Annotated in this window: 22 protein-coding genes; 14 read left to right on the top strand and 8 right to left on the bottom strand. The window is 46.0% G+C overall.

The genetic code is table 11. The annotated features are described in order from the left end of the window. The coding region (locus N4A56_RS08355) for a hypothetical protein (protein ID WP_295546479.1) at positions 1-184 on the top strand (184 nt) is incomplete at its 5' end. A gap of 217 nt (positions 185-401) precedes the next feature. Here N4A56_RS08355 and trpB read toward each other — a convergent pair. The 4 genes from trpB to N4A56_RS08375 form a co-directional block, all read right to left on the bottom strand. Beyond that, complete coding sequence (gene trpB / locus N4A56_RS08360; RefSeq protein WP_293668807.1) at positions 402-1625, bottom strand: tryptophan synthase subunit beta; 1224 nt, start codon at positions 1623-1625, stop codon at positions 402-404. A 257-nt stretch (positions 1626-1882) separates the two neighbouring features. Beyond that, a complete protein-coding gene (locus tag N4A56_RS08365) occupies positions 1883-3160 on the bottom strand; it encodes a glycosyltransferase N-terminal domain-containing protein (protein ID WP_295546481.1) in 1278 nt (425 codons plus the stop codon). 136 nt (positions 3161-3296) lie between these two features. Continuing rightward, entirely contained in the window at positions 3297-4208 is a 912-nt protein-coding gene (locus tag N4A56_RS08370; protein WP_295546483.1) for a D-alanine--D-alanine ligase, read from the bottom strand. Then, the gene (locus N4A56_RS08375) at positions 4174-4812 is read right to left on the bottom strand and encodes an HD domain-containing protein (RefSeq protein ID WP_295546484.1); all 639 of its coding nucleotides are present in this window, start codon (positions 4810-4812) and stop codon (positions 4174-4176) included. Before N4A56_RS08375 ends, N4A56_RS08370 begins: the two co-directional genes overlap by 35 nt. Positions 4813-5020: 208 nt before the next feature. Here N4A56_RS08375 and hypD point away from each other — a divergent pair, with 208 nt between their 5' ends. Continuing rightward, a complete protein-coding gene (gene hypD, locus N4A56_RS08380; RefSeq protein WP_295546485.1) occupies positions 5021-6112 on the top strand; it encodes a hydrogenase formation protein HypD in 1092 nt (363 codons plus the stop codon). 2 nt (positions 6113-6114) lie between these two features. Then, positions 6115-7137 carry a hydrogenase expression/formation protein HypE gene (gene hypE, locus N4A56_RS08385; protein WP_293668813.1) on the top strand — a complete coding sequence of 341 codons (1023 nt, stop codon included), beginning with the start codon at positions 6115-6117 and terminating at the stop codon, positions 7135-7137. 1086 nt (positions 7138-8223) lie between these two features. Here the strand turns inward: hypE and ung are convergent. Then, positions 8224-8880 carry a uracil-DNA glycosylase gene (gene ung / locus N4A56_RS08390; RefSeq protein ID WP_295546486.1) on the bottom strand — a complete coding sequence of 219 codons (657 nt, stop codon included), beginning with the start codon at positions 8878-8880 and terminating at the stop codon, positions 8224-8226. Positions 8881-9005: 125 nt separating this feature from the next. Continuing rightward, complete coding sequence (ftsY, locus tag N4A56_RS08395; RefSeq protein WP_295546487.1) at positions 9006-10826, bottom strand: signal recognition particle-docking protein FtsY; 1821 nt, start codon at positions 10824-10826, stop codon at positions 9006-9008. 428 nt (positions 10827-11254) lie between these two features. On the opposite strand from ftsY, the gene N4A56_RS08400 reads away from it, so the two are divergent. After that, a complete protein-coding gene (locus tag N4A56_RS08400; RefSeq protein ID WP_293670281.1) occupies positions 11255-13546 on the top strand; it encodes an ATP-binding protein in 2292 nt (763 codons plus the stop codon). 1414 nt (positions 13547-14960) lie between these two features. On the opposite strand, the gene hflX is transcribed toward N4A56_RS08400, so the two are convergent. Both hflX and N4A56_RS08410 read right to left on the bottom strand, forming a co-directional pair. Beyond that, positions 14961-16418, bottom strand: a complete 1458-nt coding sequence (hflX, locus tag N4A56_RS08405; RefSeq protein WP_293670280.1) for a GTPase HflX — start codon at positions 16416-16418, stop codon at positions 14961-14963. A 604-nt stretch (positions 16419-17022) separates the two neighbouring features. After that, on the bottom strand, positions 17023-17622 hold the full coding sequence (locus N4A56_RS08410; RefSeq protein ID WP_293670278.1) for an IMP cyclohydrolase: 600 nt from the start codon (positions 17620-17622) through the stop codon (positions 17023-17025). A gap of 312 nt (positions 17623-17934) precedes the next feature. Here N4A56_RS08410 and fliR point away from each other — a divergent pair, with 312 nt between their 5' ends. From fliR to N4A56_RS08460, 10 genes are all read left to right on the top strand, one after another. Next, a complete protein-coding gene (fliR, locus tag N4A56_RS08415) occupies positions 17935-18705 on the top strand; it encodes a flagellar biosynthetic protein FliR (protein ID WP_366519906.1) in 771 nt (256 codons plus the stop codon). Positions 18706-18723: 18 nt separating this feature from the next. After that, positions 18724-19788, top strand: coding sequence for a flagellar biosynthesis protein FlhB (gene flhB, locus N4A56_RS08420; RefSeq protein ID WP_293670274.1), 1065 nt, complete (start codon positions 18724-18726; stop codon positions 19786-19788). Between the two features lie 63 nt (positions 19789-19851). Then, complete coding sequence (gene flhA / locus N4A56_RS08425; protein WP_295546493.1) at positions 19852-21960, top strand: flagellar biosynthesis protein FlhA; 2109 nt, start codon at positions 19852-19854, stop codon at positions 21958-21960. 1 nt (position 21961) lies between these two features. Then, the gene (locus N4A56_RS08430; protein WP_293670271.1) at positions 21962-23035 is read left to right on the top strand and encodes a flagellar biosynthesis protein FlhF; all 1074 of its coding nucleotides are present in this window, start codon (positions 21962-21964) and stop codon (positions 23033-23035) included. Between the two features lie 25 nt (positions 23036-23060). Next, positions 23061-23876 carry a MinD/ParA family protein gene (locus N4A56_RS08435; RefSeq protein WP_293670269.1) on the top strand — a complete coding sequence of 272 codons (816 nt, stop codon included), beginning with the start codon at positions 23061-23063 and terminating at the stop codon, positions 23874-23876. Continuing rightward, positions 23830-24627: a FliA/WhiG family RNA polymerase sigma factor gene (locus N4A56_RS08440; RefSeq protein ID WP_293670267.1), complete on the top strand. Its 798-nt coding sequence runs from the start codon at positions 23830-23832 to the stop codon at positions 24625-24627. Before N4A56_RS08435 ends, N4A56_RS08440 begins: the two co-directional genes overlap by 47 nt. 18 nt (positions 24628-24645) lie before the next feature. Beyond that, on the top strand, positions 24646-25026 hold the full coding sequence (locus N4A56_RS08445) for a chemotaxis response regulator CheY (protein ID WP_066855505.1): 381 nt from the start codon (positions 24646-24648) through the stop codon (positions 25024-25026). 138 nt (positions 25027-25164) lie between these two features. Beyond that, positions 25165-25887 carry a flagellar basal body-associated FliL family protein gene (locus tag N4A56_RS08450; protein WP_295546499.1) on the top strand — a complete coding sequence of 241 codons (723 nt, stop codon included), beginning with the start codon at positions 25165-25167 and terminating at the stop codon, positions 25885-25887. A gap of 2 nt (positions 25888-25889) precedes the next feature. Continuing rightward, complete coding sequence (locus N4A56_RS08455; protein ID WP_295546503.1) at positions 25890-26219, top strand: hypothetical protein; 330 nt, start codon at positions 25890-25892, stop codon at positions 26217-26219. Positions 26220-26221: 2 nt separating this feature from the next. Continuing rightward, on the top strand, positions 26222-26638 hold the full coding sequence (locus N4A56_RS08460; protein WP_295546505.1) for a hypothetical protein: 417 nt from the start codon (positions 26222-26224) through the stop codon (positions 26636-26638). Positions 26639-26641 lie beyond the last annotated feature (3 nt).

Raw genomic sequence — 26641 nt, forward strand, 5'->3', positions numbered from 1 at the left:
GTTTCAAGATGTCTTCGACGACGCTGCCGCGGGCTTCAAGAACCTTTCTCGAAGAAAGGTTCTTGAAAATCTCCAAAGACTTTTACTCGCGAGGTCAGCCCTTTTTTTACACCACCTCGCGGCTTACGCACCACTACCTTATTTAATTAAAGCGCTAAGCAAAAATCAAATCTCCCCCAGTTAACGCTGAAATAACCTGTCGAAAAAGACTAACAACTTCATATCCCGCATAAAAGAAAATTTACCTAATCGGGGTCAAGGGGACGCGTCCCCTTGCGGGGGTGCAGGGGGCAGCGCCCGCCTGCCCGTCGGAGACACCCCACCTTCGTTCGCCTGCCTGTCGGAAACAAAAAAAGCGGAGCACCATTACTGACACTCCGCTTTTTTGCATTCTCTAAAATTTACAGCTTAGGAATAACGATCTCGCCTGCTGACACCATCTCTTCAATCTGGGCAACATCTTTGTCCCCACGACCGGAAAGGCAGACAATCATAATCTGATCTTTGCCCATCTGCGGTGCCAGCTTCATTGCGTGCGCAAGAGCATGGGAAGATTCAATTGCCGGAATGATACCCTCTGTGCGTGACAAGGCAAAGAATGCATCCATCGCCTCTTTATCACTTACATATGCATATTCAGCACGACCAGCATCTTTGAGGAATGCATGTTCCGGCCCAACGCTTGGGTAGTCCAACCCAGCAGAAATAGAGTACACTTCTGCGGCTTCACCATTTTCATCTTTAAGCATGTATGAATTAAATCCATGCATAATGCCCGGTTCACCAAGACTTAATGACGCAGCATGCTGACCATATTCAAGGCTACGTCCCGCTGGCTCTACTCCAATAAGACGAACGCCCTCTTCTTCAATAAAATCAGCGAACATGCCGATTGCGTTTGAACCACCACCAACACAAGCAAGACAACAGTCTGGCAAACGTCCTTCCTGTTCAAGAATCTGACGTTTAGCTTCTTTACTGATTACATGCTGAAATTCGCGAACGATTGTCGGGTACGGATGTGGCCCTACTGCTGAACCAAGGAGATAGAAGGTGTCTTCTGAAGACTGAACAAGTTCTGCAAGAGCTTCGTCAACAGCTTCTTTCAAAGTGCGCTGTCCACTAGTTGCAGCTACAACTTTAGCACCCATCATCTGCATGCGGAATACGTTAAGCTTCTGACGCTCAATGTCCACTTCACCCATGTAAATGGTACATTCCATACCCATGAGAGCAGCAGTTGCAGCAGTTGCAACACCATGCTGACCTGCGCCGGTTTCAGCAATGATGCGCTTCTTGCCCATACGCTTTGCGAGCAAAATCTGTCCGATTGTATTGTTTACTTTATGTGCACCAAGGTGGTTCAAATCTTCACGCTTAAGGTAAATTTTTGCGCCACCAAGCTTTTCGGTAAGATTAGAACAGAGATAGAGAGGAGTTTCGCGACCTGAAAACTGTGTTAAGTAGTAGTTGTACTCTTTGATAAATTCAGGATCGTTACGGTATTTTTCGAACGCTGCTTCGAGCTCTGCAAGAACTGGCTTCAACGGTTCCGGAACATACTGTCCGCCGTATTCTCCAAAAAAACCCGCTGCTGTAACGTCATTGTTCACTGCTGTAGACATAATGAGTCTCCTTAATATGTTACGGCAGTGCTTAGACCATAAAAAAACCGCGGTCAGTTTGCACTACCGCGGTTTTAGTAAGTTCTACGTAAATTTTTTACGCAGACAACAACAACAATCCACGGCGCTAATTACCAGCGCCACCACCAATTACGAAGAGAAAGAATGGATGAATTGTTTGTTTTCTGCATATGGAAACTGTAAAGCGAGACTCTTTGTTCTGTCAACAAAATTTGTTTTAAAAAGATGAGATTACCTTAACCGCGCTTCAATAACAGCCAAAGCGCGTTCATAACTTGTTTTGTCCCACCCTGACGTTCTTGCAGCCATGTTGAAAAACGTTTCCGAGTAACCTCAGGCTTTGCAGCGCGTTTCAAAATTCGCATAAGCTGGGCAAAAACACCGTCCACATCTTCCATAGAGTAGACCATTTTTTCGTCGATAACGCCTGCTGCCCACTGAAAGTTATGAAAACTGGTGCCGATTACCGGATTTTTGCCGCATGCAAGCGGCTCCAAGAAATTCTGTCCGCCAAGCGGAGCAAGGCTCCCACCCACAAAAACAGCGCGGGCAAGCTGATACGCATAGCCAAGCTCACCAAACGTGTCCCATAAAATAACGGTGCCCGGAGCCGGAGGTTCCGTGATTTTTGAACGCAGAACAACAGGGAGTTGTGCCCCGTTCAACATCATTTCCCACAAACCGACACGTTCCATATGGCGTGGAAACAACGCGATACTTGTCTTTGGTCGTGCTTCTTTGAGACTACGAACAAGCTCCAGCACATCAGACTCTTCTTCTTCGCGCACAGACCCTAACACAACCAGAGGCGTATTCTTTTTGAGCACCTTACCCACGAGTGGGTTTTTCGCCGTCTTGGAACCAACGGATACGCTGTCGAATTTAATATTGTTCATTGTGTACACGCCCTGTTCACCGAAAAGGGCTGCATATCTTCGTGCATCTTTGTCGGAAATAGCGTGTACCATTGCCGGGCGTATGCGTCGCCAAAATTCTGGAGTAGCAAGGTAGCCAGCGAGGGAGCGAGGATTCATTCGACCATTAAACACGGCAACAGGGATATTCATTTCAGTACAGGCTGACATAAGCCCCGGCCATAGCTCTGTTTCAAGCAATACAACAGTTTGCGGAGCTACCATTTCTACAGCGCGTTTCATTAAGTGCGGCTGGTCATATGGAAAATAGTTCACAAGAACATCAAGATAACTTTTTTCTTGAGCTGCCCATGCCTTAGCTTTCTCTAAAACTTCAATCCCCTGCTTGGTGCATGATGTAAGCAGAATAGTCAGCTGCTGATCGTCCGGCATCTCGCGAAGCATTTGCCACGCAAGAAATGCCTCACCACCAGAGGCAGCCTGAATCCACACATGTGCCCGTTTTGACCAGCCATACGGCACAAGCCGTTGGGAGAGTCCATGTTTCAAACGTTTATTGCGATCAAGAACAGGTCGGGCAATACGCCATGCAGTCCCATAGGCTGCAAGCATCATATTGTGCGAGAATCCAAGGCTCATAAGGCATCCTAAGTTTGAGAGTGAGTCTGCTTTAGGTAATTTCTTACGCTAAGCACATGACAACACCGAACAGAGCACGAAAAAAGAACAGTTCAGGCAGCAGCCGGAACACTCCGTTGCAGCTAAAAGCGCAACACTACTGCTGCGCGGCTAATCCAAGTTCAATCAATCTTGCGATAAGGTCATCAAAAGAAAGTCCGATTGCAGCGGCTTCCTGAGGGAGTAAACTTGTGGCAGTCATACCCGGTAAGGTATTTACCTCCAGTAAGTGCAAACTGCCGTCCGGTGAATAAATAAAATCTGCCCGGCTGTAACCACGCAGTCCAAGAGCATTGTGGGCTTTTAAAGCAAAATCCTGCACCTGAGCTGTAATTGCTTCCGGCAATGGGGCAGGACAAATCTCCCTAGCACCACCCGGACGATATTTTGCTTCGTAATCAAAAAAGATAGAACCGTCTGCCGGTTCAATAAGAATCGGAGGAAGCGCAATATCACCAAGCACGCCACAGGTAACTTCTACACCTTCAATTAGCGGCTCGACAATAAGCTCGCTTTCGGTTGCGAATAAGGCATCAAGGGAATCTGCAAGTTCACTTTCACACGCAACGCGTGAAAGTCCCAGGCTTGAGCCGCCTGTGTTTGATTTTATAAATACTGGATACGAAAATTTAGGGCGCCATTCTTCAGACGGACGTTTCGCTAAAAACTCCCACTCGGCAGTTGGCAGTCCGTTATCAAGAAAAATCTGTTTAGAAACAGATTTATTAAGCGCAAGGAATGAACCAGTGGCACAACTTCCCTGAAACGGGCAACGGACGGAAGCCAACATAGCCTGCACCATACCGTCTTCCCCCGGAGAACCGTGCAGGTTAATAAACGCAAAGTCATGCTCCCGCGCAGCGTCAAGCAGTCCATCGAGAGAATGCTGCGGATCAAAAAAAGTAACTGAATGCCCAAGACGAAGCAGCGCTTCGTGTATTCCTTTGGCACCATTAAGCGAAACTTCACGCTCGCTAGACCAGCCGCCCGCGATTAAAAGAATGTTCATGTAACGAAATTCCTAACTGTTCGGAAAAGGCTTGCTCAATTTTTTTGGCAAGCACCTTTGCTTTCATTATATTTTCAATAATCTTGTCTGATTTTCCATAACGGACAACAAGATCTTCAAAGCGTTCATCAAGCGATACAACGCAATCATGCATCACACGCTTGTCTGCGTAGATAATAGCCAGCGGCAAAAAACACAAATCAGAATCTACAGGCCAATCCCAATGCACATGGTGCAAGACACCTTGCGCAACGTAGGGGTTACCTGTTTCAGACAACACTATAGAGCCGCCAATCCATGCATGATCGCCACCATATTCAATAGTATACGCCTTGGCGATATCGTGCAGTAACGCACTCGCCGTAATGCTTTCCACAGAAATTTTCAGCCCGCGTTCCACAGCAACTTTACCAAGCGTGGTGGCGATGTGTGCAACCTGCTCGCTATGCGCCCGAATATGTTCTGGCATATCATATTTATCCCACAACGCGTTACACTCTGCATTGGAAGGGATATGCCACTTCGGATTCACAGGAAAATGGTGAAAAGGAAGAGACTTACGCTTTGCACATTGCGTCTGTTGAGAATTTGACTGTGACCGCATAAAAACCTCTGTGTGTCCGGCAAGATAATTACAAAAAAAGAACGGCTTTCATCTTTTTGTAGCAAGTGGGTGCAAAAAAAGCAAAGGCAGCATATAGCGCTACTTTTTCACCCCGTTGACACCGCCAAACTGAAAGCGTAGCAGTATTCAGTGTGCGGATACCCTGCCGCGTCTCCTATGATCCAACCATGTTTTAAGGATGTATACCATGAATGTATCTGATTCCTTTAAAGACCCAGAATTATGTAAAAAACTTCTGGATCAGCTGCATAAGGAGCTTGATTCTCCGCTTCGTTTTATGGAAGTCTGCGGCACGCATACTGTAGCAATTTTCCAGAGTGGTCTTCGCCCGTTACTACCAAAAGAAATCGTGCACCTGTCCGGTCCCGGCTGCCCTGTGTGTGTCACACACGAGAGTGAAGTTGCAGCATTTCTTGATCTGGCAGGAAAAGACGGCGTAATTCTCGCTACTTTTGGTGACCTTATGCGCGTTCCCGGTCCCAAAGGGCGTAACCTGAAGCTTGCTAAAGCTGAAGGCGCACGTATTGAGATAGTATACTCTCCACTCGATGCACTCAAGCTTGCTCAAGATAATCCGAACGACACTGTAGTATTCCTTGGGGTAGGGTTTGAAACAACAGCACCGACCATTGCTGCTTCCATCCAGATGGCAAAGCATCAAAACCTCACAAACTTCAAGGTGCTTTCATTCCACAAGCTGGTACCACCTGCACTTAAAGTGCTTCTTGATGACCCTGAATGTGCGGTCGATGCTTTCCTTCTGCCGGGGCACGTATCTACTATTCTCGGAATGGAGCCGTACCACTTTGTGGCTGAGCGCTACAACACACCGGGCGTTATCACCGGATTTGACCCTGTCGATATTCTGGAATCGTTGCTGATAATGATCGAACAACGCAAACAGGGTAAAGCATCTATTGTAAACCAGTACAAACGCGCTGTTTCTGATTCTGGCAATGCCAAAGCACGCGAAATTATGTTCTCTGTATTTAATGTTGCAGAAGCACAATGGCGCGGGGTTGGCACTATTCCAGAAAGCGGTCTGGTTATTAACGACGAATACGAAAATTTCGATGCCCTTAAAGCGTTGAACATTACTCTGACAGATGTTCCGCAAACTCCGGGCTGTAAATGCGGAGAAGTGCTTAAAGGAAAAATGCAGCCGAACGACTGTCCATTATTCGCTAAAGCATGTACCCCTGCAAAACCGGTAGGCCCTTGCATGGTTTCCACAGAGGGCAGCTGTGCGGCCTACTTCAAATATCAGGTGACAGAATAATCATGAGCGAATCTACACTCCTTCTCGATCACGGAAGCGGAGGTATGGCTTCCAACCGTCTCATTGGCGACCTCTTTTTTAAACACTTCGGCAATCCAATTCTTAACGAAATGAACGATGCCGCTCTGCTGGACATTTCCGGCCCTGTCACCATGAGTACAGACAGCTATACTGTCGACCCGATTTTTTTCCCCGGCGGCAACATTGGCACACTGGCAGTGCACGGCACTGTTAACGACGTAGCCATGCTCGGCGCAACCCCACGTTATCTTTCTTGCGGCTTCATTATTGAAGAAGGGCTGGAAATGAGCACGCTGGAAAAAATTGTTATCGAAATGGCAGAAGCAGCCAAAGAAGCAAATGTTCTCATCGTCACAGGTGATACCAAGGTTGTACCACGCGGCTGCGTTGATAAAATCTTCATCAACACAACCGGCATCGGCGAACTGATTCTTCCAGAAGCAACATCCGGTGCGCACGCAAAAGCTGGAGACGCTATCCTTGTTTCCGGCACAATGGGCGATCATGGACTCACCGTTCTTTCCAACCGCGAAGGACTGAATTTTGCCACCGATGTGCAAAGTGATTCTGCGCCCCTTAACCACATCATCGAAGCACTTATTACCGAAATCGGCGACATCCACGTACTGCGTGACCCGACACGCGGTGGTCTTGCCACAACACTCAACGAAATTGCCGGACAGTCCAACGTCAGCATTAAACTTGTTGAAAACCAAGTTCCCGTGCGCGAATCTGTCCGTAACGGCTGTTCGTTCCTCGGTCTTGACCCGTTCTACCTCGCAAACGAAGGCAAGCTCATCTGCATTCTTCCGCAAGAAAAAGCAGAGGCAGCATTAAAACTCATGCGATCAATGAAATACGGTGAAGGCGCAACACAAGTAGGTACAGTGCTCGACCCAGAAACTTCACCCGGTAAAGCCGGACAAGTTATTCTCGAAACGCCTCTCGGCGGGCATCGGCTGCTCAACATGCTTGAAGGTGAGCAGCTACCGCGTATTTGTTAAGAGAAAAGGTCTTCGACGAGCAGGCGGGCGCTGCTTGAAAAAGTCTCCGACGGCGCTGCCGCGGGCTTCAAGAACCTTTCTCGAAGAAAGGTTCTTGAAAATCTCCAAAGACTTTTACCCGCGAGATCAGCACGTCTCTTACAACACCTCGCGGCTTACGCGCCACTACCTTACTCAATAAAAAAACAAGGGCTGTCCTGTATATGCAGGTCAGCCCTTTATGCATTCTTCAATTCGAAGAAATTAAAATTATTCGCACAGTTCCAAAAAACATTCCCCTAATCGGGGTCAAGGGGACGCGTCCCCTTGCGGGGGTGCAGGGGGCGGCGCCCACCTGCCCGTCGGAGACTCGCCGAAGGCATACCGACTGCGCACATGCTAATGATGATTAAAAAGGTCTCCGACGGCGCCGCCGCGGGCTTCAAGAACCTTCTCGAAGAAAGGTTCTTAAAAATCTCCAAAGACTTTTACCCGCGAGATCAGCACGTTTCTTACAACACCTCGCGGCTTACGCGCCACTACCTTACTCAATAAAAAAACAAGGGCTGCCCTGTATATGCAGGTCAGCCCTTTATGCATTCTTCAATTCAAGGAAATTATAATTATTCGCACAGTTCCCAAAAACATTCTCCTAATCGGGTCAAGGGGACGCGTCCCTTTGCGGGGGTGCAGGGGGCAGCGCCCGCCTGCCCGTCGCAGACTCGCCGAAGGCATGCCGAATACGCACATGCTAATGATGATTAAAAAGGTCGCCGACGGCGCCGCCGCGGGCTTCAAGAAGCTTTCTCGAAGAAAGGTTCTTGAAAATCTCCAAAGACTTTTACTTGCGAGATCAGCACGTTTCTTACAATACCTCGCGGCTTACGCGCCACTACCATACTCAATAAAAAAACAAGGGCTGTCCTGTAGATGCAGGTCAGCCCTTTATGCATTCTTCAATTCAAAGAAATTATAATTATTAGCACAGTTCCAAAAAACATTCCCCTAATCGGGGTCAAGGGGACGCGTCCCCTTGCGGGGGTGCAGGGGGCGGCGCCCGCCTGCCCGTCAAAGACATCTCAAAACCTACGAAACTACACAATCATATTACCAATCAATCGCAGGCTGGTTATGTTCACGAAGCCAATCATTTGTAAGGATGAAGTGATTGCAACCAAAGAAACCTCGCGATGCTGACAGCGGCGACGGATGCACTGATTCAAGAATGCAGTGGTTGTTATCGGCAATCAATGGTCGTTTATCTTGTGCATGTTTTCCCCAAAGAAGAAACACGAGATTGGAGCGATTCCGGCTAACTGCCTTGATGATATCATCTGTCACGGCATTCCAACCAAGCTTTGCATGCGATGCAGCTTTGCCTTCTTGAACCGTTAGGGTTGCGTTAAGAAGAAGGACACCTTGCTTAGCCCAACGAGTAAGGTCAGTTGGAACTTCGCGCTTCACTCCGTTGTGAAACTCTGCATCAATTTCCTTGAAAATATTTCTGAGCGATGGCGGAAATTTTGCACCTTCCTGCACGGAAAACGATAAACCATGTGCTTGCCCTGCACCGTGATACGGGTCCTGCCCCAAGATAACAACGCGCACCTTATTGAAAGGCACAGCCTGAAGTGCTGCAAAAACTTGATCCTCAGGTGGGAAAATTGTGTTCTTTTTGCGCAGCTCTGCCACTTTTTGCAGAATGCGTTCGTGCCTGCCTTCTCGAAAATACGGGACAGCTTCGCACCAATCGTTTGGAATCATGCCTTTCTTCTCCTGTCTAAAAAAAGACGGACAGGTCTCCCCGTCCGTCTTACCTAGCGAATATACGGTTTAGTATAGCAATGTGTTATAGCTAATAAGCATTGCTATCCGCTGCCAGACTCAACTTATGCTTCAGGCGTATCCTCAAGTCCGAGTAATGCTGTCGCGAAGTCCGCACCATTAAACGGTCTGAGGTCTTCCATTTTCTCACCAAGTCCAATGTAGGTAATCGGAAGATTAAATTCCATTGCGATTGCTACAACGATACCGCCTTTTGCAGTGCCATCAAGCTTTGTAAGAATGATCTCATCAAGATGAGCAACTTCATTAAACAGCTTAGTTTGTGACAGCGCATTCTGACCGGTTGTTGCATCAATTGTAAGAATAGTACGATGCGGTGCGCCTTCATGCTTTTTGCCGAGAACATTACGAATTTTCTGTAACTCGTCCATCAAACCTACCTTGGTCTGAAGACGTCCGGCGGTGTCAACAAACAGAAGGTCGTAGCCGCCTTCTACTGCTTTTTCCACTGCTTCATAGGCTACAGCGGCTGGGTCAGAGTTCGCAGACTTAGCATGGAAATCTACTCCAATACGATCTGCCCATACCTGCAACTGTTCAATAGCGGCGGCGCGGAAGGTATCACCTGCGGCGATAAGCACTTTTTTACCCTGAAGCTGGGCACGGTACGCAAGCTTTGCAATCGTAGTTGTTTTACCAACACCGTTAACACCAACCATAAGAACAACTTCCGGCATGTTAACGGCAGTGATGCGAGGACCTGTTTTGAAGATTTCTTCCAGTTCTTCGCGCATAAATTCTTTAAATTTCGCTGGGTCTTTTGTACCTGCCTTGCGTACACGCTCACGCAGACGCTCAACGAGCTTCATCGTCGGTTCAAAACCAACGTCAGACATAATGAGAATTTCTTCAAACTCTTCCCAGAAAGATTCATCAATCTCTGAATGCGTTGCAAGCAACCCGTCAATCTGCTTTGTAATTTGCTCTTTAGTTTTGGAAAGACCTTCGGAGAGTTTTAAGAACAAACGTGAACGTTCGTCTTCTTCATCTTCAAGATCAAGAGCAAGTGCCAAGCGATACTGAAGTTCGGAACGAAAATCGCTGACATAGTCATATTCCATGTCATCGAGCCAGTCTGCAAACTTAGTAATAAATTCTTCAGCTTCATTTTTTGGAGCATCAAGAGCATCAAAGAAGAAACGGAGGCGTTCCCATAACGGGTCACCAACTTCCTCAATGCCATCCAACACATGCTCAAGCCAAACGGAAAGCTTTGGCTCAGCGCCACGCAATGCAACAGTGAGGTCTTTCTGCCACTGAGGTTGATCGTCTGCTACAACGGTGGCCGTTTCAGGAGTAGCAGGCTCCATAGCTGCAACAGGTGCAGGCTCAGGAACAGATTCCACTACAGGTTCTGAAATGACTTCTGGCTCAATTACTTCTGGCTCTGGAGTTGGCTCTGGTTCTACAACGACTTCTGGCTCGGCTACAGACACCGGTTCAGCAGGAACTTCGATTTCTGCAACTTCAGGTTCAACAACTTCTTCAACTTCAACTGATGGCTCAACGATAGCTTCCTGTTCAACGGCGATTTCTGGCTCAATAACAGGCAGCTCTTCAATTTCTGGCTCTATTAAAACTTCAGCTTCAGCCTCAGGTTCTTCTGTAAGAATAAATTCCGGTGTCAGCGTAATTTCTACCTGCTCACCAGCAGGCTCTTCTTCAGGCTCCGAAACAACTTCAACAGTCTCACTGTCCTCTACCTGTTCCTCAAGTTCGACAGTTTCGGCTTGCGAATCTTCCTGCGCCTCTTCAGCAGCTACCTGTTCAGAATCCGTTGATTCTTCTACAACACCTTCCGGCGTTTGCTGTTCAGGAGAATCCTCAGTTGTCCAAAGTCGTTTCAGTTTCGAAAAGAACCCCATAGTCCATCCTTTATTATATAGCAGAGAGCACACTCTCTGTCGTTTTTATCGTACATCCAAGTCGGAATACTTTGCTCATTACCGCTTTAGAGTCAAGTACCCAAAGCTTGCCGATACTGTTAGCAAAGTCGGCAGCAAGCAACTTACGGTAATCCATTGCAGGATTATGCATCAAAAAACGCATTCTTCGTATCAATAGTAATGTCAGCCTCTGTTTTTCTACAGCGCTTACAAAGGTCACAGTACGATCAATAATCTATACTATCTAATTTTTTTATACTTTTTCACTACAGCAGGAAGTATCTTTATCACAAACACACGATAGCCTGTAGTAGCTCTCCATTATTGACTATTTATATCTTTTCTATATTCTTGTAGTTCTTTTACGCAGTGTTCGTTTATTTTGCATAGAAATTACAGGGGAATGCATGCAAAGCTCCAAAACCAACAACATCGTACGATTCTTTCGCGGTTCTTCTCTTTCCCGCAATCTATTACTTGGTATAATTGCTATTGTATGCGCAACGATGATGTTGATAGGAATCTATCACTACTCTCAAATCTACCGACACGCTCTAACAGTAGTGCAAAATGAAACAAATTCACGAATAGATAATCTTGCAGAAATCCTTTCACTCCCTGTATGGAATGTTGACCAAGATACTGTTGAACGCGTTATCTCTGTATTTTCTGAATCTGAAACCGTACTACGCATCCGCATTGAAGAACCGGATGGAAAACTTATTGCTGATTACATAAGTGATACTAAAACTCCTACCGACACTGTCATTTCCCGAAATATTTTTCACAACAATCAGCAAATTGGTAGAATTACGACACACCTCAGCTTTACTGCATTTAAAGAAAGACAACTCACCAAGCTACTGCATGATATCGCTATTCTTGCGCTTTTACTTATTGCTATCCTCATTTTGACGCAAAAAATATTAGAGATATATCTCAAAAGACCGCTCAAACAACTAAGTGAAATGATAGACCAGCTACGGGCGGGAACCTATTCTGACCACTACCCGACGCTGCGTATTCGCGAATTACAACAGATTGCTACAAATTTTAATGAAATGGCAAAGCAGGTTGCACTGCGCGAAACTGAGTTGACTGAAATTAACGAGCGTCTGCAAGAAAATATTGAAGAACGAAAGCATGTTGAATACCAACTGCGTACAAGTCAGGAGCAGTTCAGTCTTATTGCCGCAAGCACAATGGACGGCATTATTGACCGTAACTTCGGGCAGGACTTTTTAATCTATACCCCGCGCTGGAAAGAGTTGCTAGGCTATGCAGATGCAGAACTGACAAACTCTCTTGCAGCTTGGCTTGAACGAGTGCACCCTGATGATCGAAACATCAGCCGACTACTGTTTGACGGCTATATCTATGATGCATCCGGTCGCTCAGAGGTTGAATATAGAATGCTCCACAAAGATGGAAAGTACCGTTGGCTTCTTGGGAGAGGTCAAGTGCTTAACAATCGAGATGGAGAACCCTACCGATTTATTTGCACTCATTCAGACATTACCCCCAAGAAACATGCAGAACAGCGCCTTATTTCTACTAAAGAAATGCTGCAAAATATTATTAACTGCATGCCGTCACTCATTGTCGGAGTAACAGAGCAGATGACAGTAACGCTCTGGAATGACACCGTTGAGGACAGCACTGCCATTAGCGCTAGCGATGCAGAAGGAAAACGCTTCAGACAACTGCTTCCTGAACTATCCTTCATCGAAAAGCATATCCACGAATCGTTAACAAATGTCGTTCCGGTCACAGTACCCAAAGTAACATCCATTCGAAAAGGTGTTCCGGTTACCTATGACATTGTTATTTTTCCGGTTACCATCAGCAGCGAACACATCGCCGTACTGCGAATTGATGACATTACTAAACGATTACGGATGGAAGAACGCATTATTCAAACAGAAAAAATGGCTTCCATCAGCGGACTCGCCGCAGGCATGGCGCATGAAATCAACAATCCGCTCGGGGGGATTCTCCAAGGGGCAGTCAATGTACAACGTCGCTTCAGTACAGAGCTTACGCCAAACGTTAACGCAGCCGAAGAATTAGGAATATCTCTTGAACAAATAAATGAGTACATGAAGAAACGGCAAATATTCGGTCTTCTTGATGATATCACAGAGAGTGGAAGGCGTGCAGCATCTATTATTTCAAATATGCTTGAATTTAGCAGAAGCTCTGACACGCTGCGAGTTCCTGCAAACATTCATGAAATTATTGAGAAATCAATAGACCTTGCAGCAAACGATTATCTGCTGAAAACGGAACAACAATTCAGCAAAATTACGATTATCAAAGAATTTGACGAGTCTGTTTCTCAAATTTCTTGCGCACCACAGGAAATTGAACAAGTTCTTCTCAATTTGCTTAAAAATGCTGCGCAGGCATTTACTTCCATGACTCCAGCAGTAGAGAAGCCTACAATTGTTATCACGACTCAGCAGTCAGCTTCCGGCGTAATGATTACTGTGGCAGATAACGGCCCAGGAATGGACGAAGATGTGCGTAAGCGTATTTTTGAACCATTCTACACAACAAAACCGGTTGGAGACGGCACTGGGCTTGGGCTTTCTGTTTCATATTTTATTATTACGAACAATCACAGCGGTACAATTTCTGTAACCTCTGCTAAAAAACAAGGCTCAACCTTCAACGTATACCTGCCACACGCAATGTAGCAGCATGGTTACTTTGGGCTTGATCCCAGTCCTACCGCACAAAAAAAGTGCACAATTTCCGGTGACCGGTGTGTTAAAGAGGCAACCTCTAAAACCTATGCTGTGCACGAACTTTGGGGTAACAATCCCTCCCCGCGGCAGGGGCAACTCTATTTGCCATTATGGTCAGACCGATTTTCCGTAGTGTAACACCTCCTGTTGAGGTTATTCTCAAAAACGCCTTAGACACGGTATGCGCTGGTCGAGGATCAACCATTCGCGTGTGCTCCTGACAGGTCACATCGCGCCCGCGCATTCTGAGGGGATAGATGCCTGCATCGCTTTATACTGCGCTTGAGCCATCTGTGATAGCCTCTACCCTGACAAGCCTAGAGACGATCCACAGTTCTCATCAGTTACTAATAAAGTAACACATGATTATGATCTGTCCAATCAAAATGAATCATACGCATCACGGAAAGCAGCAGGCACATTCATCGTATCATTTCCGCAGAATACAAAATCCCGTCTTCTCATTCCGTCATAATGCCGGTGCGTAGCCCTCTATTATTCTATGCTTTTTTTTTCTCATGTTTTTGCGTTATAAAGAACGACTGTGAAATGCGCGAAGGTAAAATTTTTTTTACCCCGTTAGATAGTTCCACGAAACATACGCAATTTAAAGGCTAAACCATTTATCGTATTCTAATGTTATAGACCATCTACCTAGCTTAGGTATTTCAAGCTATATCTTGGTTCATCGCCAAAATAGCACAAGTACAGCTATGCAAACATGCTCATCAGCCGCTACATATTTCCTTGGCTTCTATTACGCATTTTTACAACGTGCACTCAACTGCTAAGAACTTTTTTGGAACGTACGTCAAAATCGTTCCCCAATTTTTTTTGACCGTCTCATATCCTAATGAGCATTCTCGCTACCCCTTTAAATTCGGGGGTAATAGTAAATGAGTACAACAAAAATCGTATGCAACAGCTGTCTGCCACACCTTTGAAAAATAGTTTTTCGCATTAGATTATAACATGTTATAATCAAAAATACGCTCATCGCTCATGTGACATCCTCAGTCCGTGCAAAAAATTATACTACTTTTTCTAGGCTTCCCCCCTGCTGGTACAATTTTTTCTACCCTTAGATTTCACAAACAAATCACCCAAAAACAATTAAGCCATACATATCAAAGAGTTAAGCAATCACAGCGGGCATTGATATTTTTGGCACATATCATGCTATACAAAAAGTACTTCTTAAATTCACTAAAGACATATTTCGGCTTGAGGTGGCTCCTCAAGCCTTTGTCTTTTGTAGCAAGGAATATTCAGCACAACTGAACCCCTTGCCATCCTTTGAAAATAAAAAAAGCGCTCTTACGGATAGTATCCGTAAGAGCGCTTTTTTTATTGGTAATCTAACCTATTTTACCATGCCGCGTTCCCAGTCAATACGATTAATAATCGTCTGAGAAAGTTCATCAAGCCCCAATCGGGTTTTGGCAGCAATGTGAATAGCTTTCGGATACAAATGCGTTAATGCATCTTGCTGCTCTTCATCGAGCGTATCCCATTTGTTCAAAATCAGCAGTGTTGGAATTTCATGCAAGTCCATATCTTCCAGAATACGCTCAACCGCTGCAACCTGCTTTTCAAGCTCTGGGTGCCCAGAATCTGCCACATGCAGCAACAAATCTGCTGCTTCAAGCTCTTCTAGCGTTGCACGAAATGCTTCCCGCAATTCTTTTGGAAGATTTCGGATAAATCCTACTGTGTCCGTCAAAATCAATTCACGCTCTTCAGGAAAACGCAGACGACGTGTTGTAGGATCAAGCGTTGCAAACAATTTGTTTTCTGCAAGCACTGTTGAATTGGTTAGCGCATTCAACGTCGTTGATTTGCCAGCATTCGTGTATCCAACAAGAGCCGCTACAGGAACACGGGCTTTGTTACGACGATCACGGGCATACGCACGCTGTTTTCGTAATGCAGTCAGTTCTTTTTTGAAACGAGCTATACGGTCACGCACCTTACGACGGTCGGTTTCGAGTTTTGTTTCACCCGGCCCTCGCCCGCCGATGCCACCCATAAGTCTATCCATTGCACGGTTTTTACCGACAAGACGCGGCAAAGCATATTGCAACTGCGCCATCTCGACCTGCAATTTACCCGCACGGGTTGTGGCATGCTGTGCAAAAATATCGAGGATAAGCTGCGTTCTGTCGATTACCTTACGTTCGGTTACTTCAGTAAGGTTACGCAGCTGAGCTGGAGAAAGTTCACCGTCAAAAATAATCATAGAGGCGTTGCCTTGCAGACAAAGAATTTCCAACTCTGCAAGTTTACCTTTCCCCATAATAAATTTGTGGTTCACCTGATGCACTCGCTGCACAAGCCTGCCTGCAACAGTAACACCGGCAGTATCTGCAAGATCAGCAAGTTCGTTCAAATGAGATTCCTGAACATCTTTCGGCAACGTGCTTACACTTACTAATACGGCGTGTTCAGCGCCACCCTGTTTGCGGGCGCTGTCTGCGGTACGCGCAAGTTCTGCTTCTAATGCTTCAGTCTGCGCTTCAAAATCGATATCGACTTTTTCCCACGAGGTTGGTTCATGTACATTGTACGATGTGCCATCCGCAGAAGCTACAGGTAGTATATGTGCAGACTGGAAAGCACCGGGTGCACCCATGCCATCAACGGTGAGAACTGAAATAGAATCTAACCGCAGGAACAGCATGTCCATCAAGTCTTCCTGCGAAAGAAGTGCATCGTTCAAGTGAGTATGAATAAGACGCAAACCGCGTAAACGGTCGCTGCTGGAACGGGCGCGAGGAAGCTCCGGGATATAGATAGCGCCGGTGTCACCCACCAGTACCATCTGCGGCTTGCCTTGGCGGTCGATGAGCAAGGCTATCTGTCTGCCGACGCTGCGGGAAAGCGCCGCAAGCTCATGCGCCTGATCGGAAGTATATCCCTCTTTTACTGGATAACGGCGGGCAAAAAGCCGCTGGAGAGATTTTAACTGACTCGGTTTGAGTCCCTGTGTGTTGCCGAGAACCTTGGAGGCTATGACGAACTCCTGTTGTGTCTATTGCCTCCGGCGGGGAGCGGGATGCCTCCGGCGGCCAGAGAACCTTTTTGTAAAAAGGCTTCTCTGGACTCTCCAAAAACTTTTAACTGCGAGCCATCCTGTTTTTTAACAGCAAACTCGGCTTACACCCACTATCCATAGCACATCGCCTATCATCAAAACCCTAATGGTTTTTCAGGAGGGGAAGTCTGAGGGGTAACCTCGTTTATCGCAAAAAGATTTAGATTGAGGCAAAGCTGAACAGTGCAAGGCTCGAAAAAAGCCAAGGTCGATACGTACAGAACCGTATGCGAAAATTCGGCTTTTTTAAAGAAACGCAGCAATGTGCTGGTTTGTCATCAATCTAAACGAGGTTCCCCCTCAGCCGCCGGAGGCATATCTTTTATATGTATTAAATATCTTTGCTAGCAAGATACTCCGTAATCATTCCATCGTACTGAGAAGTACGCGCGAATGTTTTTACCGCCATATCGCGACGAAGCGCAAGCCCTACACGCATATCATTTTCGAGTAATTCTTTTTGCACTGTAGCATACTGTGCAGGATCAGGCAGCACGAGAATTGAATGGAAGTTCTTTGCAGCCGCACGAAGCATACAAGGGCCGCCAATATCAATTTGTTCCACAGCACCGCGTAAATCAAGCCCGCGAGCCGCTGCGTCTTCAAAATTATACAGGTTAACCACAATCAAATCGAACGCTGCAATATTGTGTTCTTTAAGCGTTTCAAGATGCTCTGGGTTATCCTTATCTGCAAGAATACCACCGTGAATAAACGGATTAAGAGTTTTCACCCTTCCACCGAGAATCTCAGGAAATCCGGTAACATCACTTACTGGGGTAACCTTCAGCCCTGCTTCTTTAAGCATGCGGGCAGTACCGCCGGTGGAAACCAGCTCTACACCATGTTCGCTCAAAAAAGTCGCAAATTCGACCAGTCCAGACTTGTCTGTAACACTCAACAATGCTCGTTTAATAGGCAAAAGGTTCATTACGTCTCCAAAGGTTGTAATTCCAGTCTCTTAACAAATATCCTTGTCGTACAGTATCGCAACTCTTTGCAATTACAATATCCAATCCCAATGAAAGGTACAGGTAAAGTAATCGCCGCGTAGACTGCCTTAAAAGCTGCACCGCGTCGTTGCAATCTGCGTGGAGTGCCAGAATCATATACTCTTTGCAAGGGCGTCATCCATCTGACAGGTTGAGACAGGTTGAGATGTCCCAACGCACGAAAACCCTTAGTTATCAAAGAGTGGCGCAACTTTTGCTATTCTTTATATATGGACATCTTTAATTTTGATATGGCAGAATTTTTCAGTTTTCTGCTCACACTCATGCGCCTTAGCCTTGTGGTATTTTTACTACCTTTTTTTGAAGGTAAAACAATTCCAAACATGGTGAAGGCTGCTGTGTGTCTTATGCTTACCCTTGCAGTCTTTCCGGCGCTGTCTCTCAAGGCATCCGCCTTTCCTTCTCACCCGTTCGAAATAGCCATCATGTTGCTTAGTGAAATATTACTAGGTGTTGCACTTGGACTTGCTGTTAAATTTATTTTTGCAGGTATACGAACAGGTGGGCATGTAATCGGATTCCAGATGGGCTTTTCTATGCTCACCCTTGCGAACCCTTCATCCGGTGAGCAGGAAGGAATTACTTCTATCTTGCTGTATCAACTGAGCTTTACCGTTTTCATCATTGCAAACGGTCACTTATATCTCATTAAAGCACTGACAGAATCGTTTGACCGTATCCCTCCGGGAGGACTTGTTCTTTCCGCCAAGCTTGGGGAACAAATACTTACGCTATCTCTCACCATGTTTGTTCTGGCAATTAAAGTTGCCGCGCCAGTTATGATCGCACTCATGCTGGTTGAACTTACCCTTGGTCTTATGGGACGCGCAGCCCCGCAAATGAACCTGCTCATGCTTGGTTTTCCGATCAAAATTGCTGTCGGTCTTGTCTTCATCGGCATGCTGTTCTCTCTTATGGGACAGCGAATGGAAGAACTTATTGCCAGCCTTGGTCCTATGTTCTCAACGCTTATTAAAGCCGGTTCCCCGTTACTCCAGTAATAAACAGGATGCACAGCCATGCCACAAAGTGATCCAAGTAAAACCGAACAGGCGACGCCCAAGAAGCGGGAAAAGACCCGCGAAGACGGTGACGTCGCCAAATCGCAAGAAGTTCCTAAAGCCGCCACTACCCTCGCAGGCATCATCATTTTATATGGATGGATGGGAACTATTAACGAACACCTGCAAGAGATTATGCGCTCCTGTTATACCTTTGACGCAACTCTCGATATGACCACGGCTTCTGCCCTCAAAATAATTTATGAACTTGCATACGACCTTGCAGTCATGCTGGTTCCTGTCTTCCTCTTCTTATTTTTCTTTGCTGGATTCTCCATGCGTGCTCAGGTCGGGCACTTGTGGACAATGAAAGTATTCAAGCCGAAGTGGAACAAATTCAACCCGATCAAGGGTATGAAAAATATGTTCCTGTCCATGCAAACACTTGTTCGACTTGTTAAAAGCATTGTTTTTGCGGTTGTTATCGGCATTGCACCGTACATCGTTATTACAGACGAAATGGATAAATTTATCCTGCTGTACAACGCATCACCGGAAGGCATCGCGCATTATATGCTGAACCTTGTGTTCAAAGTATCATTATATGGCGTTATTGCTATGCTCCTCGTTAGTCTTGGCGACTTCTTTTACTCCCGCTGGGATTATGAAGAAAACATCAAGATGTCCAAAGATGAGGTTAAAGACGAGCATAAACAGGCAGAAGGTGATCCGAAAGTCCGTTCACAACAGCGTCAAAAAATGAACGAGATGTCACAGCAGCGCATGATGCAGGATGTCCCGAATGCTGACGTTGTCATCACCAACCCTACACATATTTCTGTAGCGCTTCGATACAACGCTATGGAGGCTCCAGCCCCTATCGTTGTTGCCATGGGCGCCGACCTGCAAGCGAAAAGAATTAGAGAACTTGCGAAAGAACATAACATTCCTATGCGAGAAAACGTTCCTCTGGCACGAGCTTTGTATAAGTCAGTACGAGTGGGCGATCAAATTCCGGAAGATCTCTACAAAGCAGTAGCTTCCATCCTTGCTTCACTCAACAAGTTTAAACAAAAACAGTAGGTTACTAGGAACAACTGATTCAGTTCAGACGTTACTTAACTTTTCGAAAAAGGTGTCGGAAATATGGCTGCCAGCGCAAATGCTTCTTCAATCAACTACGAACGCTTCTCTAAGCACGGGGATATACTCCTTGCAGGCGGTGTGGTGCTCATTCTTTTTGTAATGCTCATCCCAATTCCAACCCTGCTTATGGATGTCATGCTCAGCATGTCTATCTCATTGGCGTTACTTGTGCTCGTAACATCTATGTTCATCAAGTCGCCGCTGGAGTTTTCTATTTTCCCGACCCTGCTGCTTGTTACCACCTTGTTCCGCCTTGCTCTCAACGTAGCAACAACACGTCTTATTCTGCTGCACGGCAGCGAAGGACCGGACGCTGCGGGTGATGTTATCCAGTCATTCGGTCAATTTGTTGTTGGCGGTAACTACGTCATCGGTATCGTAATCTTCGCCATTCTTTTTATTCTGAACAAAATGGTTATCACCTCCGGTACAACACGTATCGCAGAGGTTGCAGCCCGATTCACCCTTGATGCTATGCCGGGTAAACAAATGGCAATTGAAGCAGACTTAAGCGCTGGTATTCTTGATGAAAAGACTGCCACACAGCGCCGAGAAACCATTCGCCGAGAAGCTGACTTCTACGGTGCTATGGACGGTGCCGGTAAGTTTGTTCAGGGTGATGTAATGGCGGGTCTGCTCATTACTATTGTTAACATCACCGCAGGGATATTAATTGCTGTATTCCAGAAAGGCATGCCGTGGGCAGACGCTCTTTCCACCTACACCCTGCTTACAGTCGGTGATGGTCTTGTATCCACTATTCCTTCTCTCATTATCTCCACTGCTGCCGGTATCATCGTATCCCGCGCCGCTGCTGAAGCGAAAATGGGCGAAGAGTTCATGGGTCAGCTTACCTACAACTCTAAAGCACTCAACCTTGTAGGTTGCGTACTTCTTGTATTCGCTCTGGTTCCGGGTATGCCGTTTATCGCATTCTCATTCTTTGCAATCTGCATGTTTGTTATCGCACGCTTAACCTCCAACGCCAGCGACGAAGTTGCACAGCGCACAGGAGCAACAGGTGCAGGCGAACAGACAGGCGAAGAACCTGCAGAAGCTATGGACACACCGGAAGCAGTACAGTCTCTTCTCCCACTGGATGCTCTGGAGCTTGAAGTCGGTTACGGTCTCATTCCGCTTGTTGATGAAGCACAGGATGGCAACCTGCTCTCACGCATCAGAACAATCCGCAGACAGTTTGCACTTGATATGGGTGTTATTATTCCGTCACTCCACTTGCGGGACAACCTGCAACTTAAACCGGGACAATACACAGTTCTTATCAAAGGTAACGAAATGGCAGGAGCAGAGATTCTTATCGACCACTTCCTTGCAATGGACCCAGGCGATGCGCGCCACTCCATTAAAGGTATTGAAACCCGCGAACCGGCATTTAACCTGCCAGCTCTCTGGGTACCGGAAGTGCAAAAAGAAGAAGCTGTGCTTGCAGGGTACACCGTTGTTGACCCATCCACCGTTATTGCAACGCATCTTACCGAGGTATTCAAACGCAGCCTTGCCGACTTCCTTGGACGTCAGGAAGTACAGTCACTGCTGGATAACCTTGCTAAGCATGCACCAAAAGCTGTGGAAGAGCTGGTACCAAACGTACTTACACTGGGTGTGGTGCAGAAGGTTCTGCAAAATCTTGTTCGAGAGAACATTTCGATCCGCGATCTGCTCACAATTGTTGAAACTCTGGCTGACTACGGAACAAGCGTGAAAAATCCGGAAGTACTTACCGAGTATGTCCGCGAACGCTTATCCCGTACCATTGTTCGACCATACATGGATCAGGAAAACACACTCCCAATCATTATGCTGGACCCGCATGTGGAAAAAACTGTTCAGGAAGCCATCCGTCAGACAGAAGGCGGCGCATACCTTGCGCTTGATCCTGCCACAGCCCAGCAAGTTATTCAGGCCGTAAACTCAGCTGTTGAAAGCGCAGTCGTTACCGATGGTCAGCCAATTATTCTGACATCTCCAATGGTACGTCCGCATCTTTCACAATTGATTATGCGATTTATTCCGAACATTCCGGTCATCTCACAAGCAGAAATACCTGCAGATATTCGTTTGAACACTGTTGGTAATGTAGGAATCTAGTATGCAGGTAAAAACATTTTCAGGACAAACCACACGTTCAGTTCTCGCTCAAATCAAACAGGAAATGGGCGAAGAGGCAGTTATTCTTTCTAAACAGGAAGGCAAAGACGCAGACAGCCGCTGGTGCCAGATTACCGCCGGTGTAGAGCACACTGCCGAAGAGCTTCAGGAAGCTGAAACTCAAGAATACGAAGCACCGTCCGCATGGGGACGCTGGCATGAAGAGTGGTCGGAAATTAAGGAATACATTGCAGAGCTTGTAAAACCACGCCTGCAACTACATAAGTTATCCCCGCGTCAGCGCCTTGCTCTGGAACATCTCCAGCGCCATGATGTTGACGACACCGTAATACTGCGTCTCTTACGCCCATTGAAAACAGATGCAGGAATGTCTATTCTTTCTCCGCTTGGTGATTTAATTAATTTCAAGCCATGGAGTGAAGACTGGAAAGGTCGTGTACATACATTTGTAGGTCCTTTCGGCGTAGGTAAAACAAGCGCAGCAGTCCGTATGGCACTTGAGTTACGTAAGCAGAATCAAAGCATGCGTATCTGTTTTATCAATGCAGATTGTTCTCGTGGTAACGGTAGACTTCTGTTACGTCACTACGCACAGCTTTGTGATATGGGGTATTACGAGATTCGTGACAACATCACTTTTGCTAATACAATACGTGATGCTGCAAAAAATTATGACCGTATCATTATCGACATGCCGGGATTAGGACTGCGTGACTCATTTAAAGAACAGGTTGAGCATTTTGGTTTGCACGCAATCCGCGAAAACTCTTTTCACAGAGTTCTTTCACCAACAGCAAGCAGTAAACAGCTTACTGCAACACTGGAAAAGTATCGCGCAGTAAAGGGTGGAAGCATTGTCTGGACTAAGATCGACGAAGCTTGTACATTCGGCACAATAATCAATACAGCAGTTTCCACGGGACTCCCTATTTCAGCATTTTCATACGGCTCAGGTCTAAAGGAGACACTGGCTCCAGCCAAAGACGTGATGCTGTGGAGACTTCTTTTTAAAAACCAGCTTCCCGGCGAATATACAATTCACCAGAATGCCTAAGGGCATATTGGAGATAATATAAATTATGAGTGGCAACCTTCCTCTTGTCCTGTCTGTCACCTCCGGAAAAGGAGGCGTGGGCAAAACAAATCTTTCTGTCAACCTTGCGCATTCATTAGCAAAAAAGGGCAAACGAGTTGTTTTGTTGGATGCAGATTTAGGACTTGCAAACGTAGATGTTTTGCTTGGGCTTACGCCCGAACGAAATCTCTTTCACCTATTTAGCGAAGGGGTTGCCCTTTCCGATATTCTATACTCCACACCGTATGGATTCGATATTCTGCCCGCCTCTTCAGGCATCGGTGAAATGCTCACGCTTTCCACTGGTCAGAAACTTGACTTACTCGAGTCAATGGACACGCTTGAAGACAACGTAGACTTTCTTATTGTCGATACCGGTGCAGGAATTAACGACAACGTGCTGTATTTTAACCTTGCAGTACAAGAACGCATTGTCGTACTGACAGCAGAACCAACCTCTTTAACCGATGCGTACTCTCTCATTAAAGTAATGAAATTGAACCACGGTGTTGAGCACTTTAAGGTCGTAGTAAACATGGCTGCTTCAGAAAAAGCAGCCCGCGAAATGTTCGTCCGCCTTTATTCTGCATGTGACCACTTCCTGTCTGGAGTTTCTTTGGATTATGCAGGCTTTTTGCCGCAAGATCCTGCTGTACGCAAAGCTATTGTGGCTCAGCGTCCTGTTTGTCAACAGAATCCTAATGCACCGGTTTGTCAGGCTATAGGCAAATTGGCGGATAAGATTCAAAATTGGGAAATATCTGCGAATCTTGATGGAAATATCAAGTTTTTCTGGAAAAAGCTCCTCTTCCAGCACTAATGCATGGGAGTTACTGGAGTCCGGCGAGAAGGCCTGGAGCGCCATGTCAGACCACGAACAAGAAAACGTGGTTCGTCACTATGCGCCCAAGGTTCGGTATCTTGCGTCACGTCTGAAAGTTAAGCTTCCTAAAAATGTGGAGCTTGGTGAACTTATCAGCGCGGGTACGCTTGGGCTTATGGAATCGCTGGGCAAGTTTAAACCGGAAATGGGCATCAAGTTCGATACCTACGCAGAGAACCGCATCCGCGGAGCAATGCTTGACGAATTACGACGCCTTGACTGGTTCCCTAGAAGCTTACGCCAACGTGTAAGACAAATTGAAGAAGCAATGCAGCAAGTGGAAAACGATAAAGGTCGTTCCGCTACTGAAGAAGAACTGCAACAGGCTACCGGCTTGGATAAAGCAGGGGTGCGCGAAGGACTTGTAGCCCTGCAAAGTCAACTATGTCTTAATCTTGATCTTATTCAAGACACTGTCTCATCAGACGAATTAAGTGACGCAGATAGCCAACCCTTTAAGAAAACTGCTTCTAAGGAAACATTATACCAGATTTCACAACTAGTTGAACAATTGACACCTAGAGAAAAGTTGGTATTGTCCCTCTACTATAGTGATGATTTGAATATGCGAGAGGCAGCAGAGGTCATGGGGGTTACTGAAGGGCGCATTTCACAATTGCACTCTCAGGCATTACTTAAGCTACGAAATAATTTTTATGCGGTGCATGGAAAAGACAGCGGACTATAAAGACTGAAGGAGTCTATCATGGGCTTTGATCCTAATATGCGCGTTCTTGTTGTAGACGATTTCTCTACTATGAGACGAATTGTAAAAAATATTCTTCGCCAGCTCGGTTTCACCAATATGGTAGAAGCTGACGACGGAACCACTGCATGGGAAACTCTTAATAAAGACCGTATCGATTTTATCATTTGTGACTGGAACATGCCACAAATGACTGGTATCGAGCTTCTCAGAAAAGTTCGCAGCAGTGAAGAATTTGCAGATCTTCCTTTCCTGATGGTTACTGCAGAAGCACAGCAGGAAAACATTATTGAAGCTGTGCAGGCAAAAGTTTCCAACTACGTTGTTAAGCCGTTTACAGCAGAAATTATGAAACAGAAAATCGATAAGATTTTCCCATAATTATTGCTAACTGCCCATAAAACGAATGCAATCCGGCTTAGGAAATCACAACATGCCATACCCAAAGCCTGTCGTCTTCCTCTGCCGGATTGCCTTGTTTTTATGATATTGCCAAAAAAACCACAGGCCAGGTAAAAAATGGCAGAAGATCCAACAAACAGACCCGGCAACGCCGGTACGAATAAGGCTCACCTAGACGTGGATACCCTTTCGACATCAGACTCCTTAAAGCCGACTAAAGATGACAAGGTAGAGCTTGATCTTGATGACGCGCCATTTTTAATGGAAGACGAAGAAGAGGAAGAGGAACAAATTTTTGACGATGCCACGGTTAGCAGCGCCGATTCATTCTCTTCTTCTGCCGAATCAGATGACACACAAGATGCTGCCCGCGCTAAAAAGCGCAAGCTTATGTTCGGTGCTCTTGGCGTTCTCATCATTGCACTTATCGCTGTAGGCTGGAATGTTCTTAACCCTAGCGAACCACCGGTTCCGGTTAAGCGCGTTATCAAGAAAGAAAAAGGCAAATATGACACACCGCCGATTGTTCAAAAAGACAAATTCGACGTCACATGGAAGCCTTTTTGGGTTGAACAACGCGACAACGAAGAAGACATTCGTTTTCTTGTGTGTAAATTTGCAGTCTACACGGACAATGAAAAATTAGCGTGGGAAGCTAGAAAGAAAAAAGTAACGCTTCGCGATGCTATTTTCTACTACCTGCGTAACAAAGACCTTAAATTCCTTTCCAACAAGGATAACGCACAGCTGCTCAAAACAGACCTGCTTGCTGTTGTTAACCAATACATGGGACATGGTCAGTTTAAGGAAGTATTCATCGAAAACTATTTGGTAAAATAGTTATGTCCATTGAAACCGACATCCCATTAGTACTGCAACAAATGGGACGTGTGCAAAAAATTGCAGAGCAAGAAAAATCCCGCCCAGAGCGACAGCAGGCAACAGCCAGAGACGCTGCACGCAAAGGCGGAGAACATGCTCGCGGTCATGTGGCAAAAATGCAGTCAACAGAACAATCACACCTTAATGTTGACGAAGACGGTCATGGGCAACAGTTCAACCAACACCTTTCCGCCGAAGCCAGACAGGAAGAAACATCCGAAGAAGATGTTGAAACCAAGCCGAACTCCGAGAGCGCATGGCAAGGCAAAATTATAGATACTAAAGTATAACAATGACATCTTCCCAGCTTATATTGCTTTTTATCAGCGGCTCAGAAATTCTTTTGCTTGCGCTTTTATTCATTTTTTACGTTCGCTTACGTAAAAGTGAGGCGCTCCTTACTGCAATGCAGGAAGGTCAGGAATCGCTGGTTAACAAAATGCACTTCAATGCTGAGCTTGAACAAGAAATTGTTGAGTCTTTTGCAAAACGACAGGTTGAGCTTCAAGAACTTGAAACTCAATTGGAAGCCCGTGCTGCTGAATTGCGCAAGCTTTTGGAGCAGGCAGAAACTATCAGCCGTTCCCCGCAATTCTTGCGTGAGCTTATTTTAACAGGGCGTAAGAAAGGTCAAACCATTCCACAGCTTGCAAAAGCCACTGGTCTTTCTATTGATGAAGTTGAACTTATTTTGATGAAAGCAGAATAGCGC

The organism is Halodesulfovibrio sp., from assembly GCF_025210605.1.
Taxonomy (GTDB): domain Bacteria; phylum Desulfobacterota; class Desulfovibrionia; order Desulfovibrionales; family Desulfovibrionaceae; genus Halodesulfovibrio.